Annotated in this window: 18 protein-coding genes and 1 riboswitch; of the genes, 4 read left to right on the top strand and 14 right to left on the bottom strand. The window is 45.6% G+C overall.

Translation table 11 applies throughout. The features are described from left to right. Positions 1-87 precede the first annotated feature (87 nt). The 6 genes from hypB to AOT13_RS12235 form a co-directional block, all read right to left on the bottom strand. Entirely contained in the window at positions 88-774 is a 687-nt protein-coding gene (hypB, locus tag AOT13_RS12260) for a hydrogenase nickel incorporation protein HypB (RefSeq protein WP_003250670.1), read from the bottom strand. Beyond that, on the bottom strand, positions 716-1,123 hold the full coding sequence (hypA, locus tag AOT13_RS12255; protein ID WP_003250672.1) for a hydrogenase maturation nickel metallochaperone HypA: 408 nt from the start codon (positions 1,121-1,123) through the stop codon (positions 716-718). Before hypA ends, hypB begins: the two co-directional genes overlap by 59 nt. Continuing rightward, complete coding sequence (locus AOT13_RS12250) at positions 1,116-1,643, bottom strand: helical membrane plugin domain-containing protein (protein WP_042384883.1); 528 nt, start codon at positions 1,641-1,643, stop codon at positions 1,116-1,118. Before AOT13_RS12250 ends, hypA begins: the two co-directional genes overlap by 8 nt. A gap of 493 nt (positions 1,644-2,136) precedes the next feature. Beyond that, the gene (locus tag AOT13_RS12245) at positions 2,137-2,634 is read right to left on the bottom strand and encodes a GrpB family protein (RefSeq protein ID WP_042384879.1); all 498 of its coding nucleotides are present in this window, start codon (positions 2,632-2,634) and stop codon (positions 2,137-2,139) included. Between the two features lie 15 nt (positions 2,635-2,649). After that, positions 2,650-3,147, bottom strand: coding sequence for a GNAT family N-acetyltransferase (locus tag AOT13_RS12240; protein WP_003250684.1), 498 nt, complete (start codon positions 3,145-3,147; stop codon positions 2,650-2,652). After that, positions 3,144-3,578 (bottom strand): GNAT family N-acetyltransferase, encoded by a 435-nt coding sequence (locus AOT13_RS12235; RefSeq protein WP_042384876.1) that lies wholly within the window; start codon positions 3,576-3,578, stop codon positions 3,144-3,146. Before AOT13_RS12235 ends, AOT13_RS12240 begins: the two co-directional genes overlap by 4 nt. A 264-nt stretch (positions 3,579-3,842) precedes the next feature. Here AOT13_RS12235 and AOT13_RS12230 point away from each other — a divergent pair, with 264 nt between their 5' ends. Then, positions 3,843-4,460, top strand: a complete 618-nt coding sequence (locus tag AOT13_RS12230) for a sulfite oxidase-like oxidoreductase (protein WP_003250688.1) — start codon at positions 3,843-3,845, stop codon at positions 4,458-4,460. Between the two features lie 60 nt (positions 4,461-4,520). On the opposite strand, the gene AOT13_RS12225 is transcribed toward AOT13_RS12230, so the two are convergent. After that, positions 4,521-5,102 (bottom strand): ECF transporter S component, encoded by a 582-nt coding sequence (locus tag AOT13_RS12225; RefSeq protein ID WP_003250690.1) that lies wholly within the window; start codon positions 5,100-5,102, stop codon positions 4,521-4,523. A 156-nt stretch (positions 5,103-5,258) separates the two neighbouring features. Continuing rightward, positions 5,259-5,393: riboswitch (FMN riboswitch) on the bottom strand. Between the two features lie 154 nt (positions 5,394-5,547). Here AOT13_RS12225 and pepT point away from each other — a divergent pair. Continuing rightward, entirely contained in the window at positions 5,548-6,780 is a 1,233-nt protein-coding gene (pepT, locus tag AOT13_RS12220) for a peptidase T (protein WP_013400911.1), read from the top strand. Between the two features lie 45 nt (positions 6,781-6,825). Here pepT and AOT13_RS12215 read toward each other — a convergent pair whose 3' ends face one another. The 4 genes from AOT13_RS12215 to AOT13_RS12195 form a co-directional block, all read right to left on the bottom strand. After that, complete coding sequence (locus AOT13_RS12215) at positions 6,826-8,445, bottom strand: bifunctional metallophosphatase/5'-nucleotidase (protein ID WP_042384872.1); 1,620 nt, start codon at positions 8,443-8,445, stop codon at positions 6,826-6,828. 497 nt (positions 8,446-8,942) lie between these two features. Continuing rightward, positions 8,943-10,280: an MATE family efflux transporter gene (locus AOT13_RS12205; protein WP_042384870.1), complete on the bottom strand. Its 1,338-nt coding sequence runs from the start codon at positions 10,278-10,280 to the stop codon at positions 8,943-8,945. Positions 10,281-10,346: 66 nt separating this feature from the next. Further along, complete coding sequence (locus tag AOT13_RS12200) at positions 10,347-10,787, bottom strand: OsmC family protein (RefSeq protein ID WP_003250699.1); 441 nt, start codon at positions 10,785-10,787, stop codon at positions 10,347-10,349. Between the two features lie 19 nt (positions 10,788-10,806). Further along, on the bottom strand, positions 10,807-11,232 hold the full coding sequence (locus tag AOT13_RS12195) for an OsmC family protein (RefSeq protein ID WP_003250701.1): 426 nt from the start codon (positions 11,230-11,232) through the stop codon (positions 10,807-10,809). A gap of 189 nt (positions 11,233-11,421) precedes the next feature. On the opposite strand from AOT13_RS12195, the gene plsY reads away from it, so the two are divergent. After that, on the top strand, positions 11,422-12,021 hold the full coding sequence (gene plsY / locus AOT13_RS12190) for a glycerol-3-phosphate 1-O-acyltransferase PlsY (RefSeq protein ID WP_003250703.1): 600 nt from the start codon (positions 11,422-11,424) through the stop codon (positions 12,019-12,021). A gap of 63 nt (positions 12,022-12,084) precedes the next feature. Further along, positions 12,085-13,476: an RsmF rRNA methyltransferase first C-terminal domain-containing protein gene (locus tag AOT13_RS12185; RefSeq protein ID WP_042384866.1), complete on the top strand. Its 1,392-nt coding sequence runs from the start codon at positions 12,085-12,087 to the stop codon at positions 13,474-13,476. A gap of 31 nt (positions 13,477-13,507) precedes the next feature. Here AOT13_RS12185 and AOT13_RS12180 read toward each other — a convergent pair whose 3' ends face one another. The 3 genes from AOT13_RS12180 to AOT13_RS12170 form a co-directional block, all read right to left on the bottom strand. Continuing rightward, positions 13,508-14,080, bottom strand: a complete 573-nt coding sequence (locus tag AOT13_RS12180; RefSeq protein ID WP_003250707.1) for a YpmS family protein — start codon at positions 14,078-14,080, stop codon at positions 13,508-13,510. After that, positions 14,077-14,871, bottom strand: a complete 795-nt coding sequence (locus AOT13_RS12175) for an SGNH/GDSL hydrolase family protein (protein ID WP_003250709.1) — start codon at positions 14,869-14,871, stop codon at positions 14,077-14,079. The genes AOT13_RS12180 and AOT13_RS12175 overlap by 4 nt, the downstream gene beginning before the upstream one ends. 63 nt (positions 14,872-14,934) lie before the next feature. After that, positions 14,935-15,501, bottom strand: coding sequence for an SCO family protein (locus tag AOT13_RS12170; protein ID WP_003250711.1), 567 nt, complete (start codon positions 15,499-15,501; stop codon positions 14,935-14,937). Positions 15,502-15,682 lie beyond the last annotated feature (181 nt).

Genomic DNA, 15,682 nt, shown 5'->3' with positions numbered 1-15,682 from the left:
CAATTTTTTTGACCTTTTGTTAAGGGATGACCGCTTTCCATCTGGCTTAATGAAACCTTCTTTCACTACTTTGAAACAACAATGTTTCTATACAGAACTAGACATAAGAAATGCTGATTTGTCCGCCTCTAAACGCGAAATCCATTCATCGATTCCTTCACCGGTGCGAGCAGAAACTTCATAAATGCGAATGTCTGGCCGCACCTCATGCAACGCTTCATAAAAACGGTTTCGTTGAAACCCTACCGCTTCCGCTAAATCAATTTTTGTAATGATCGCTGCATCAGCACTGTTGACAATGGTAGGATATTTTACCGGTTTGTCCTCGCCCTCTGTCACGGAAAAAAGAACAACACGCTGGTTTTCTCCTAAGTCATAACTTGCGGGGCAGACAAGATTTCCGACATTTTCAATAAAAAGAAAATCGATTTTTTCCAAGTCCCAATCTTGCAACGCTCGCTCGATCATTTCCGCTTCGAGATGGCAAACGGTGCCGGTTGTAATTTGGCGTACTTTTGCCCCGCTTTGTCGCAAGCGATCCGCGTCGTTTTCCGTAGCCAAATCGCCGACTAAAGCGGCCACTTGATGTCGTCGGCCAAGGCGGGTGAGCGCTTCTGTAAGCAATGTCGTTTTTCCCGCTCCAGGGCTGGAAACGAGATTGACGACATAAACGCCTGTTTTTTGAAACCGCTTTCTTAATTCTCTGGCAAGAAGGTCATTTTTCTTCAAAACGTTCTGGCGAATTTCCACAATTCGAGGATTCAGCTCCGTCATTTTCTCCCCCTCCTTCCAAAGCATATAATTCTATCTCCCGCCCTGCGAGCACTTGTCCTGTTTTCGTCCCGCACACAGGGCAACGCATAGGAAACGGTTCGGGCAAAATCCGCTCTTCTTGGCAGTCGGGACAAAAAACTGACACGGGAACATCTTCAATGATCAATTTTGCTCCTTCTAAAGAAGTCCCTTGGACGGCCACATCGAAGGAAAATTCTAAAGCTTCTTTTACGACTCCTGACAAAGCGCCGAGCTTTAAATACAGCGCTTTTACTTGCTTTATTCCCGAATTTTCCGCCGCTTCCATCGCTAGTTCCGCTAAGCTGTTGGCAATAGATAACTCATGCATCGTTGAGCTCCTTTGACAAGTGCCGCACAAAATGAAGGAAAAAATTAAGCGTCGGCTGCATTTCAGGATCACTTAACGCCCGCATCAGACCAATGATTCCCACGCGTTTTGTTTCTGTCTCCGCCGTCTCTTTAGAAGCCTCATGCAATGAACGAAGCATTTTTCCAATGATTTGCGCCGAACGCACATCCAAAACATCCGATTTGAACAGCTCTTGGACTTGCGGAGAATCGAGGAATTCTTGCATTCGCTGCAGCGCGGTTAAAGCATGCTCAAAACGTGTAACATATTCTGGCCTAGATAAGCTTTGCCGCAAAAGAATAATAAGTTCATTAATCGAATCAGCAAATTCTGGTCCGCGCCGAAGGAAATTTTCCAGCATATCTAGCAGAAAGGTTACATTCTCCAGCCTATCGAGCAGGCGGATTAGTTGTTCCATCGTTCGCGGATCTGAAAGCTTTTCCACCAACAAATGATCCAGCGCCGCCTCCATAACTGCTCCTTTCCTAGCCTCCCCCATTACAATCCCTCCTTTTTTCGATTCACATTGAATAAAAAATGAACTGTTTTGGTGAAATATACTTTTTCTTTTGTTTTATTTAGAATAATAATTATAATGTAACAATAAAAAATTTTAAGAAAATTATATCATGTTGAAATCTCTTTTGTCTACCTAAACCAGACAGAACTTTGACAGTCCATTTACATTACACTTCTATAACAAACTTGCCCCGCCAGGCTAAAGGCGGGAACTTTCTGCACCGCCATCGAATGGGAATTTACCAAAGTCGTAGCATAACAATTGTTTTCAAATCATAATAGGCGGCAAAAATTTTCTTGCCGCCTTGCCCATCTTAAAACACATCAAAGAAAAAGTTGTCTGGAAATGGTTTTATTTGTTTATGTTTCATGCTTTCTCCTCCGTTCATTTTTCATTCGTAATTTGCCTAACAGATCATTGATTTATTTCAAAATATGGCATTGTATTGGTGACAACAATATTTTCCCCATCCTCACAAGTTCTTAAATTCCGGTGTTTCCATCAGGCGTGCGAAAAATCGTTGTTTCGCTTTCCGGTACGCTTCCATGCTTTTGCCTTCATACGCCTTTTTCAATTCGTCGTATTCCGCCCTATACGCATCATAAGCCAGCAGCACCTCGCGAAATTTCCAAAAAACGTCGAGCTCGGAATCAACGACAGTTAGCTGGACACCTAATGGCGGATCGGTCGCATCATCTTGAAACGCGCGGAAATAGTCCGTTTGCACGCTTCCTTCGTTGATTCCATATAAAGTGGATAGTTTCTCCACAGCAGCGGTAAACATTTCCGCAGGAACCCGCACTTGAATGTCAAGATCTCCTTTGGTGAGGCTGTTGGGAACCGCCGTGCTGCCGACATGCTGCACATCCGCTTCCGGCAGCAGGCGCAAAATTTTTTCTTTCTGTTCCAAAAACGTTTTTTCTGCTTGTTCATGAAAGCAGCTTTGTGCCAAAAAATGAACGCGTTCCATTTCGTTTCCTCCGAATTACAATAATTTTGCCATGTAATATTCATCCACATATTTGCCGTTTATCAGCAGAGAATGCCGTTTGATTCCTTCCTGTTCAAATCCCATTTTACGATACAACGATATCGCCCGTTGATTGTCAGCGACTACCGTTAGTTCCAAGCGATGGATGCCTTTTGTCCTCGCCCATCGTTCCAATTCGGTAAATAGTAGCGTACCGACGCCTTTTCCTCTATGCGAAGCCAGTACGCCAATGACAATATATACCGTATGTTTATTTCTTCTGGCGCGCCCGCCCCTTGCAGCTAAATATCCGACTAGCTTTCCTTCCGCCTCTGCCACCAATATCGTTGAGTTTTCCACATTCTGCATTGCTTCGATTTGGCCTCGCTGCTGCTCGGCATCAAGCGTTCGTTCCCCTGCCTCAAACAACATAAACTCCGATTCTTTCTCTACTTGCAAGATAAGATGCGCCAATGCTTCCGCATCGTCTACTGTGACATGCCTTATGTTCATCTTTTCTCCTCTTCCTCCAAATATTCCCTTGCTAAATCACAGCTCCGATACCGCCCCATCGCCGTTTTCATTTTTTTAAACCCTGTTTGCTGGTAAAACGGCTCGTTTCCGGTTGTCGCAATTAAATGAACACAAGAAACATGGCTAAGTTGGGCAAGCAAATCTTCGACGATTGCTTTCCCGATGCCACGCTTTTGAAAATCGCGATGAACAACAACATCATAAACCGCGGCATTAAACACGCCATCGGAAAGCGCGCGGCCAAATCCAACGATGCGGCCGTCATAAAAGGCAAGTGCAATGACATTGCTTGCTTGAAATACCCGCTGGATGACTTCTTCTGTATGTTTTGTCCAGCCAACGGATTCGTACACATCTTTCATTTCCCGCCAATTCGCTTTGGATAAATCTCTATCGATGTAAAAGTCCACTGCGATCGATCCCCTCATTTTCTAAATCATCTAATTACATTTTCTACTCAGCAAGCTTTTGGGCGATGCGTTTGCCATATCTGGTCCCCAAAACTATGTATGATATTTCCAAATAAATATTGCCATCGCGGGCTAATCACCTTCTTTCTTTCGATATGATCTATTCGGTAAGCATCTGATTGTTTCCTGCCAATATAGTTGCATATGCCATTTTTTCGCCGTATTATTGAATACAAACAAAATACATAGAAAGGGTGCACATAGATGGCAAAACAGCTGCCACCGGGGCAATTTGAAACAGAAAAATGGCCGATTCTTCATGAGGGAGATGTATACCAATTCGACGAACAGACATGGGAGTTTCGGCTGTTTGGGGATGTAAAAAAAGAAATCTCCCTCTCCTATTCACAAGTAATGGAGCTGCCCAAAACGGTATCGACGATCGATATGCATTGCGTAACGACATGGTCGAAGTTTGATACAACTTTTGAAGGGATCGCTTTTCGCGAATTTTTGCGCTTTGTCGAGCTGGATCCGGATGTGAAATACGTGAAAATTTACGGCTATTTAAACGGGGACCGTTTCGGCTATTCGGCAAACTTGCCGCTTGAAGCGCTTATGGGTGATGACGCATTGTTTGTGTACCGCTGGAAAGACAAGCATCATGACTGGCAGGATATCTCTCCAAAGCATGGCTACCCGCTTCGCTTTATTCCGCCTGCATCGTTTTACTTATGGAAAGGGGCGAAATGGGCGTCAGGCATCCGGTTTATGAAAAAAGATGAGCCGGGATATTGGGAACAGCGCGGCTATTCGATGACCGCCAATCCGTTTAAAGAAGAACGTTTTGCTGATCCAGCTGACGCATTCAAGTTATGGTGACAAAGCTTTCCGAACAAAAAACGAGGACCGCTTCGCTCAGGAAGGGTCCTCTTATTATGACTAAACGCGGTTGACTGCTGTTTGCTTTTGTAGCCACTGGCTGAGCCGTGCAAACAGAAGCATAAAGACGGCGGCAATCATGGCGCCTTTTACCGCATTAAACGGCAAGATGGCAGAAACGACGAGCGCTTTTGTTTCCGGCGCGCTCATTGCCGGAGCGCCCAGAAAGAGCGTATATGCCGGCAAAAATACGTAATAATTCAATACGCTCATCACCAGTGCCATGACAGCGGTGCCAGCGGCCAATCCAAACAGCATGCCTTTTTTTGATTTTGTTTTGCGGTACACATAATACGTCGGCAAAATAAACGTAACCCCAGCCATGAAATTAGCGATATGCCCGACTGGGATACCGGTAGGGCTGCCGGTGATGAAATAATTCAGCACGTTTTTCAGCAATTCAACGAACACTCCTGCCAGTGGGCCGTATAAAATCGCAGCAAGCAATGCCGGAATATCGCTGAAATCGACCAATAAAAAGTTTGGAAACGGCGGAAGCGGAAAGTTTAACAGCATCAGCAAATACGAGACGGCGCTAAATACACCTATTAAGACAAACGAGCGGATATTCAGTTTTTTCATCATCCATTCTCCTCCCCTTCTCGTGATTCATCCTCACAAGAAGAAGGCTGCCACCTTGAGCGCTGCTAAATAAAAAACCCTTAAGTTTCACACTTAAGGGAGAAAGAGGCAAGCTCAAATAGACGTTCGAGCGCGCAGCATCGAACGCCGGCAAACCTTCATCTTCTCCCATCCAGACTATACTGTCGGCTCCGGAATCGCACCGGATCGTGCCAAAACGGCTCGCGGGCTGAGAAGCGCATTGGCTTCATCACCGCCGGTCGGGAATTTCACCCTGCCCCGAAGATGAATCGTATATTTTTTATATGCGATTTTGTATTAAGTATACAATTTTTATATAAATTCTGTCTACCATTTTTTATGCAACAAAGTTTTTTATTTGCACAACCTCTTTATGATAAAATAAAAACGGAAAAAGATAGCAAATAGCAAGGAGAGAGACTTCATGAAACAGGAAATCATCGAACGCTTTACGAAATACGTTAAAGTCAACACGCAATCTGACCCGAACAGCGACACTTGCCCTTCCACTCCCGGGCAGCTTGAGCTTGGAAACATGTTGGTGGAAGAACTAAAGGCCATCGGCATGGAAGAAGTGACAATGGATGAAAACGGATATGTGATGGCAACGCTGCCGGCAAATACCGAGAAAGAGGTACCGACGATCGGCTTTTTAGCACATATGGACACAGCGACTGAATTTACCGGCGCCAACGTTAAACCGCAAATCGTCGAAAACTATGACGGCGGCGATATCGTCTTAAACAAATCGTTAAACATTGTCCTGTCGCCGAAAGATTTTCCGGAATTGGCCAATTATAAAGGCCACACGCTTATCACCACCGACGGCACAACGCTGCTTGGCGCGGATAATAAAGCGGGAATCGCGGAAATTATGACGGCGATGGCCTACTTAATCCAGCACCCGGAAATTAAACACGGCAAAGTGCGCGTCGCCTTTACACCAGATGAAGAAATCGGCAGAGGCCCGCATAAGTTTGATGTCGCTAAATTTGGCGCCAAATTTGCCTACACGGTCGACGGCGGGCCGCTCGGCGAATTGGAATATGAAAGCTTCAACGCCGCAGAAGCGAAAATCACAATCAAAGGAAAAAACGTTCATCCAGGCACAGCCAAAGGCAAAATGATTAACTCGATGAAAATGGCAATGGAATTCCACGGGCAGCTTCCTGCCAACGAGGCGCCGGAACATACGGAAGGATACGAGGGATTTTATCATTTGCTTTCCTTCCAAGGAAATGTCGAAGAAACAACGCTTCACTACATTATCCGCGACTTTGACCGCCAGCAATTTGAAGCGCGCAAAGCGAAAATGCAGGAAATCGCGGCAAACTTGCAAAAAACATACGGAAAAGAGCGGATTGTGATCGAGATCAAAGACCAATATTATAACATGCGCGAAAAAATTGAGCCGGTCCGCGAAATCGTCGATATCGCCTATGAGGCGATGAAAAACTTAAATATTGAGCCGAAAATTTCACCGATCCGCGGAGGAACGGACGGTTCGCAGCTATCTTACATGGGGCTGCCGACGCCAAACATTTTCACCGGCGGCGAAAACTTTCACGGCCGCTATGAATATATCTCCGTTGATAACATGATCAAAGCGACGAATGTGATTATTGAAATTATCAAACTGTTCGAGCAAAAAGCGTAACATAAAAAAGCTGGTTCCAATTTCGTGTTGGAACCAGCTTCCTTTTTACCGCAGCTTTTGTATGCGCCCTTCGATGCTGGCAGCAAACGGCTGCGGCAGCTGTTGAATATAAGTGATGAGCGCATTCAAATCGCCCGGTCCTTCCTCGCGGTTTTTTCCTTCTGTAAATACTGTAAAATGATCCCCTCCATCAGCGAGAAAACGGTTTGCCGTAACAGTATATTCCGCATTTGGATAGAGTTTTGCACCGTGTGGCAAATAAATATCAACGACTTTGTCCCCTATCGGCCTGCTTGCATCCCAAGTATACGTGAGGCCGGAAATTTGCAGCATGCGCGTTTGCTCCGGCTGCCATTGTTGATTTAACAGTTTGCGGATTTGTTCTCCCGTGAGCGTCATTTTAACTAACGGATTGCCAAACGGCTGCACATTATACAGTTCTCCCCACGTCACATCCCCTTGCTCAATATCGGCGCGAATGCCACCAGGATTCATAAAGGCGAAGTCGGTTTTCATCACCGACCGCTGCGCGTCCGCAATCAAATTTCCTAATGCCGATTCACCGCTTGCATTTTGCTTATCGGTAATCGTTATTTTCGCCGTGCCGACTACCCGGTTAATCATCGGCGCGATCTTTTCTCCATACTTGTTGATGAGCTTCGTAATCTCCGCATCCGGCTTGATGCCGTCTTGATAAGTAGTGACGATTTCCGCTTTTTTCGCAACGATGTCTTTTGTTTTCGTGTCAATTTTTATATCGACATCGGAAAAAGCGGTTCCGTAAGAATATGACTGCACCAGCAGTTTGCCGTCCACTTCCGCATTTAAATACGCGTGGTTATGGCCGGCAAAGATGACATCTACTTCATCATCTACTTTTTTCGCAATTTCTGTAACTTCGCCACTCGCATTGGAACCATCTGTATTAGAAATACCTGGATTATGGGCAAGGACGACGATGGCGCGCACCCCTTGCCGTTTTAACTGTTTCACCGCTTTGTTAATCGCTTGTGCTTCATCCGTAAACGAAACCCCTGCCACACCGCTTGGAGCAACGATATTTGGCGCGTCGGACAGCGTCACTCCGATAAAGCCAATTGGCACCCCTTTCACTTTTTTAATAACATAAGGCGGAAGAATCGGTTTGCCTGTCTTTTTATCGATGACATTCGCGCTTACGTATGGAAAGTCCGCACCACGAAAAAAGCCGGTTTTGGGATGGATTCCGCCATAAATCAGACGAAGCATTTCGTCAACCCCTTCATCAAACTCGTGGTTTCCGGGCGTTCCGACATCAAAGCCCAGTTTATTTAAAAATTCGATCGTTGGCTCATCTTGCAGCAGCGCCGATACAAGCGAGCTAGCTCCGACCGCATCCCCTGCGTGCACAAGAAGCGTATTTTTGTTTTCCGCCTCCCGCTGTTTCAAATACGCAGCTAAATAATCCGCTCTTCCGGCCGCTTTTCCTCCGACCTTTCTTGTCACATCAAGCTGCCCGTGAAAATCGTTAACGCCTAACAGCTGCACATCAATATAACGATATGGATGCGCATCCGTTTTTACTCCTCCGGCTTTTCCATCCGCCAACACATTTCCGGAAGCAATCATAGCCGATAACATTAATGCAGGGAAAGCCGCTTTTCGCCATTTTGAGGAAAATCTCATTTCCTTATTGCCCCTTTCCTTGTTTTTCCACTCCTTTTTAAAAATCATAGCAGCCAACCGCTTATTTTCTGCTAAATGACTGTTAATTTTTTATAAATTTTGTACAGTGTCTTTTTTAGTTTATACAACATTCACCCGGCCAAGTCTTCATGTTTGTGTTAAATCCGACTCCCAAGTCCAGCAAACTTAAGCCTTGGAAAATAAAAACGCTCTGTGCCGCTTCTTTCTTCATAAATCCCCGGACTGCATTCATCCATGATAAGCGTTGCAGCTCTCCATCATCGCCCGTTTGCTCCTAAACCAATAAAAAGAAATGCCTTTCGGGTGATTTGCAAACCCGAGGACTGCCAAAGCATTCACGACAACAAACGGGTATACCGCCGCTATCCGTTTAAGCAAGCAAAGAAAAAGGCTGACCGGAAAGCCGAAACGCTTCCAATCAGCCCTTTTGTTTGCCCACTTGAAACGAGCAACGTTTGCCGCCGCAAACAACATGTTCAATGCGCAAACAGCTTCTTATTTTTCCAGCTGCCAAACCGGTAATACGAAAACGCAATGACGCTGCTGACCACAAAGCTAATCCCCATTCCAAGCGCAATGCCGTTTTCTCCGGCAAACTTAGAGCAAAGAAACGTAAGCGGATAACGCAGCACCCAAAACGAAATAATGTTCAACACAAGCACTTGGTACATCGCTCCGGATGCCCGCACAATGCCGTTTAACACAAAATTAATGCCTAAAAACGGATAAAACCAGCCGATCAGCCGCAAATATTCCGTGCCGAAACGGACCGCATCCGACTCTTCAATGAAAAGGCGAACAGCCGGCGCGGCGAACGCGTAAATCAAAATAATAATGAAACCCGTGACTGCCATATTATACAATACTCCGTACGCCGCAATGGAAGAAACCCGCTTCCAATTTCCTTTGCCAATGTTTTGTCCGGCCATGCTGTTGACAGCCGTTCCAAGCGCATGCGCCGGCAGCATAATTATGCTGTCAAGGCGCTGAGCCGCGCTGAACCCGGCAACGACGCTTTCGCCAAAAGAATTGACAACGCTCATAATCGCAGCGATTCCCGCCGAAATGACAGACATTTGCAATCCTGACGGAATGCCTAGCTTCAAAATCAGGCCTGTTTCTTTTTTTGTCGGCAGCTTTGGCAGCGAAAACGGAACAAGACCGCGGCGCAAAATGGCATACATCCCGCATACAAATGACAATCCTTGCGACAAAATCGTCGCATACGCGGCCCCGCTTACCCCTAAATCCAGCCATGAAATAAAGAGCGGATCTAGCACCGCGTTTAACAAAACCGCCATGATGACAAATACAAGCGGCGTTTTGCTGTCTCCAAGCGCCCGCAATACCGTTCCGATAAAGTTATAGCCAAACAAAAATACGATGCCAAGGCAATTGATCTGCAAATATTCGCTTGCCTCTTCCATTATTTCTTTCGGCGTCCCGATCCAGCGCAAAATCGGCGCGGAAGCAAAAAAACCGAAAATCCCCATGATAACCGACAATCCTGTCAACAACACGATAAACGCGTTGACATACCTCTTTAATCCTTCATTGTCATTTTTTCCTTTTTGTTGTGATAAAATGGTCAAAGCGGCGTTATTCATGCCGATAATAAATGATAAAATCGTATAAATGACCGTGCCCGCCACCGCGACCGCTGCAAGGGAATCCGCTCCAAGCAAATTGCCGACCCAAAAGCTGTCAATAAATTGATAAGAAACTTGCAATAAATTCGCAAATATGATCGGAAATGAAAACACGACCAGCTGTTTGGCAATGTTGCCTTCAGTAAAATCGTACTGTCGCTCCATTGTCACCACCTAATAAAGATCGATCGTTGAAATGGGAATACCCCCTTGAAGCCAAGGGGGTATTCATTATGCTTTTGTCCACTTCGATTGCAGCGGAATGCCGGCGGCTTTCAATGTCGTATACACCGGGCAGCGCGAATCGGTGATGCGCTGTAATTCTTCGATCCGTTCCTGCGATTCACTCGTTTTTACTTTAGCGTGAATCGTGACTTGTTGGAAATACGGTTTCACGTTCGGATCGCCCATCAACCCCCGTGTGTCTATCGTCCCTTGAATGTCAAATTCGATTCCCTGCAAATCGAAATTTAATTCTTTCGCCACCAAATTGGCCACGACATTTTCGCAGCCAGCAAGCGCACTTAGCAATGTTGTCAACGGATCAGGGCCTGTATCTTGGCCGCCCATTACCGGCGGTTCATCGATCGTTATCGTATGTTGTTTAGAGTGGACTACCGTCTGCATTCCTTTTGCGCTTCCTGTCACATGAAATGTCATTTCGTTTTTCATCGCAAATACCTCCCGCTTTTTATAAAATTTCTTTTCCTTTCACCCCGTTAATCGAATAGCTTGCTGTAATCGCAGCATTTAACGAATGGGATACAGAGCAGTATTTTTCTTTAGACAACCGAATAGCGCGAACCACTTTATCTTCCGGCAAATCCCCTTCGAACACGTAATGAAGATGGATATCGGTAAACCGCTTCGGATGGTCGCTCGCGCGCGTCCCTTCGACTTCCATATAAAATGAACGAACTTCAAGCCGCATTTTTGTCAAAATCGCTATAACGTCAATCCCCGTACATCCGGCAAGCCCGTGCAAAAGCAATTCCATCGGCCTTGCTCCGGAATCTTGCCCGCCTGCTTCTTTGGAAGCGTCAATCGGAATTTGCACGCCTGACGCGCTCATCCCTGTAAACGACATTTGCCCGTTCCATGTTACTGTTGCTTTCATTTTTTCCTCCTCTTTCTGCTCAGGCGATAAAAATCACTAAGATACTATCAGTTTACTTTGTAAAAAGAATAAATGCAAAAAAAATACTTTTCCGCCACTATGTTTATTTTTCTATCTAGCGTTTTTTTTCGTGCATGATAAAATAAAAACATGCATGAATTTCATAAAGTAAAGGGTGTCAGAATATTGATGGAAAAAGCGCTTGTTTTAATCGCAGCTTACCTTCTTGGCTCGATTCCGTTCGCGCTCCTTGTCGGGAAAATAGGATATGGAATCGATATCCGTGAGCATGGGAGCGGCAATTTAGGAGGAACCAACACGTTTCGCGTGCTCGGAGTTAAAGCGGGGCTTATGGTCACATGCGGAGATATGCTGAAAGGAACATTGGCGGCAAGCCTGCCTGTATTGTTCTCCGTCCACGTGCACCCGCTGTTAGCAGGAGTGTGCGCGGTTCTTGGACATATTTACCCGGTCTTTGCGAAATTCCGCGGCGGAAAAGCAGTCGCAACATCGGCAGGGGTGATGTTGTTTTATTCGCCGTTTTTATTCGTTTCCCTTCTCGTTGTTTTTTTCATTGTCTTATATATTTCCAAATATGTTTCCCTGTCTTCGATGTCCGCCGGAGCGTACGCGGTAATTTATACGATCTTCTTTACCGATGACATTCCGCTAATGATCGCAGTATTATTATTAGCGGCGTTTATTTTTTACCGCCACCGTGCGAATATCAAACGCATCATCAACAAAACGGAGCCAAAAGTCAAATGGCTTGGGGGAAAAAAGGACTAAGCGCCTCTGTTGCAACATCGTTTATCCAATGCGCAATCAAGGCATCATCATAACAGGCTATGGATGGATCAGAAAGGAGTCGGATCATTGAAATTACCAAGTGAATTTATTGCCAAAATGGAGAGGCTTTTGCAAAACGAAGCTTCTCGTTTTTTTTCGACATATGATGAAGGAAAAGTAAACGGATTGCGGTTTAATCCGTTGAAAACCGACCGGGAAACGTTTTTAACGCTCGTTCCGTTCGCGCTTTCCCCCGTGCCATTTTGCCCGACCGGCTTTTATTATGATGGAGGCGAACAGCCGGGAAAACATCCGTATCATGCGGCAGGGCTTTATTACATTCAAGAACCGAGCGCGATGTTTGTGGCTGAGGTGTTGGCCCCGAATCCGGGCGAGACGGTTCTCGATCTTTGCGCCGCACCCGGCGGAAAAACGACGCAGCTTGCGGCAATGATGAAAAATCAAGGGCTGATTGTAGCCAATGAAATTCATCCAAAACGCGTCAAAGCGCTGTCGGAAAACATTGAGCGGTTTGGCATCACCAATGCGCTTGTCACAAATGAAACGCCGGAAAAACTCGCGAAATATTTCCCCGGATTTTTTGACAAAATTTTAGTTGACGCTCCATGCTCAGGGGAAGGCATGTTTCGCAAAGACGAAGAGGCCGTCCGGTTTTGGAGCCAAGCGCATGTTGAACAATGTGCCAGCAAACAACGGCATATTTTGGACTGTGCGTACAGCATGTTAAAAGAAGGCGGCGTTCTCGTTTATTCCACTTGCACGTTTTCTCCTGAAGAGAACGAACAGATGATCGAAGCTTTTTTGCAAACATATGATGATCTGGAATTGTTATCGATTGAAAAAGTTCATGGCATTCAGCCGGGAAGGCGGGAATGGACAAACACCGGCTTGGAGGAAATCGAACGGACGGCCCGGCTATGGCCGCATTGCTTGAAAGGGGAAGGACATTTTGTCGCAAAAATGAAAAAAACGGGTTCCGCCCCTGCATGGAACGGCAGCTACGTGAAACCGAACATCTCTAAGCAAATGCTTCGCACATATCGGCAGTTTGAACAAGAAGCATTGCAAATTGAGCTGGAAAAACCAATGTATGCCTTTCAGCACCATCTTTTCGCTTTGCCGGATCATTGTCCAAGCTTCAATGGTCTTAAAGTGGTGCGGGCGGGGCTGCATGTAGGAGAGGCGAAAAAACAGCGGTTTGAGCCGAACCACGCGCTCGCTTTGGCGCTAAAGCCGCAAGACGTTCGTTGCTCCCTTGACTTGTCCAGCGGCAGCAGCGAATGCTTCAAATATTTGCGCGGCGAAACGATCGAGACGGGAGAGGACCGCGGCTGGCTGCTTGTGACCGTTGACGGGTATCCGCTCGGCTGGGGGAAAGAAGTGAAAGGCATTGTGAAAAACTTTTACCCAAAAGGGCTGCGAGTCCACGCATAACATAAGGGCAGCTGCGCAAGCTGCCCTTTTTTTACGGATGCTGAGCAGGAATCGTCAGTGTAAATACAATTTTATCGCGTTTTAAGTCAATGTTTTTGGCGGCAATTTGATAGCCTTTTCCAAAGCGGATGTCGGTGAGCGCCACATAAACACGGTTCACGCTTGGATCGATGATGACCTCATCCGGAAGCGGCGCATGTTTGCTTAAATATTTTAACACATAAGTGACAGGAAGTTTCCAATCGTCCAATAGTATTTCCGGATGTTGCAGTTCGATGTCTCCCCCTTTAACGACTTTCGGCACAAAGGAAACCGTTAACGCGACATTGCGGCCAAATACCGGAAGCTCGCTGGCCACATATACACGGTCATCCAGCCAAACGCGGTATTGCGCCGGATGGCCGTCCGTTTTTTTGCGTATATAGTCATTGATTACCATATTCAGATGTTCCTTATTGGAATATACCGTAAAAGAAGCTCCATCTATTTTTTTTGGAGACGGCATCGATACCGGCTTCGAAGGCTGAAACAGCCAAGCGCAAATCAGCACCACTATGGCAATGTCGAAGATGGCTAATATCCAAAACAGTTTTTTCCAATTCATTCTTCCAATCTCCCTAACCACATTTGTTCGTGTTGTTTTAATTGTTCGTACACACGTCTTGCGATTAGCTCATAACCGACTTCATTCGGATGAAATTGGTCGCTATATAACACATCATCGCGGCCATCAAATAAGTCTTTCACATTGGCAAAAATCGTCCGGTCATAGTGAGCCAAAACCGCTTCGCTCCCACTATTCCACTGCTCAATCACCTCATCGATTTCCGGAATGTTCGGAAGCGAGCTCGAAAATGGGTTGTATAAACCGACAAGAATGATCGTAGCATCGCGATTGACAGCGCGGATCATTGCCAAAAGGCGATCTAGCCGCTCGGCAAACCGTTTTTGCTCCTTCGCAAATAAAGTGTGCGATAAATCAAAGAAATGGGAACGAACAATTTTCATGATATCATTTCCACCAATGGTGATAAAAATAAGATCCGCCTTCCGGACTTCATCTAAATTGTTGGCTATAATCGGATGGAGCTGGGAAATTCGTAATCCCCGCTTTCCTAAATTGACGACCGAAACCGTCTGCACCCCTTTATGTTGTAACAATTGCTGGCGCAAGCGCGAAACATATCCCCCTTTTTGTGCTTGATCCCCCACTCCTTCTGTTAACGAATCGCCAAGAGCAAGCAGGCGAACATCTTTTGGAAAAAAATCATCGGCAACCGTCCGCGGCGCCAGCTTCACTTCTCGCTCAGGCAAGCTCGCAACGTTGATGGCCTGCTTGGAAGAACATCCTGCGCAATAAAGCAACAATAAAAAAAGCAATCCCCATTTTTTCATTTTCTACACCTGCCCTCTCAAAAAAACGCGAAAAGGCAAAAATGCGCCTACATTTTTGCCTCTCTATGACGACTGCAAAATTTCGATATGCTCTAAAATTTGTTCGTACGGAACATCTTTCACCCCGCTATAAGTTTGCACAATCGTGCCGTTTTGGTCAACGAGATAAAAATTTGTTCCATGGATCACTTGATCTTGATCTTTCGGCTTTTGCACAATTGTTTTAAAATTTTTCTCAGCGAATTGTTCGATTTCTTGCTGGCTGTAACCTGTAAGCAAATGCCAATTTGCTAAATCCCCGTCAAATTTTTTTATATACTCTTTCAGCTTTTCCGGAGTGTCTACTTCTGGATCGACGCTGAATGAGACAAATTCAACATCAAGCCCTTTTTCTTTCGCCATTTTTTGCAGCTTAGCCATATGGGCGGTCATAGGGGGGCAAACCGTTTCACAGTTGGTGAAAATAAAGTCGGCAACCCATACTTTTCCTTTTAAATCGCTTAAACCAAACGGTTTCCCGTTTTGATCCGTAAACGTAAAATCGTTAACCGGCCAGTTTTTTGCGTCAGGAATCGTTTTTCCGCACGCAGCAAGAAGAACAATCGCGAGAAGAACGATCATTCGCTTCATCTTTCTCTTCACCCGTTTTTTATTCTTTCGACTCCCAGCCCAGCAGCGCTGTTTCGGCAACGCAAACCGGTGAACCGTTCATAAACTCCCATACAATTATACAATGAAATGGGGAAAATTCCTATAAAAATCTGGAGAATCGGCCATTTTTATTGGCTCATCCTTCAAATTGCGTAAAATC

Source organism: Parageobacillus thermoglucosidasius (assembly GCF_001295365.1).
In the GTDB taxonomy this organism is placed as follows: Bacteria; Bacillota; Bacilli; order Bacillales; family Anoxybacillaceae; genus Parageobacillus; species Parageobacillus thermoglucosidasius.
Note: the sequence above shows the minus strand (reverse complement) of the source record. Positions and strands in the feature narration are given on the sequence as shown.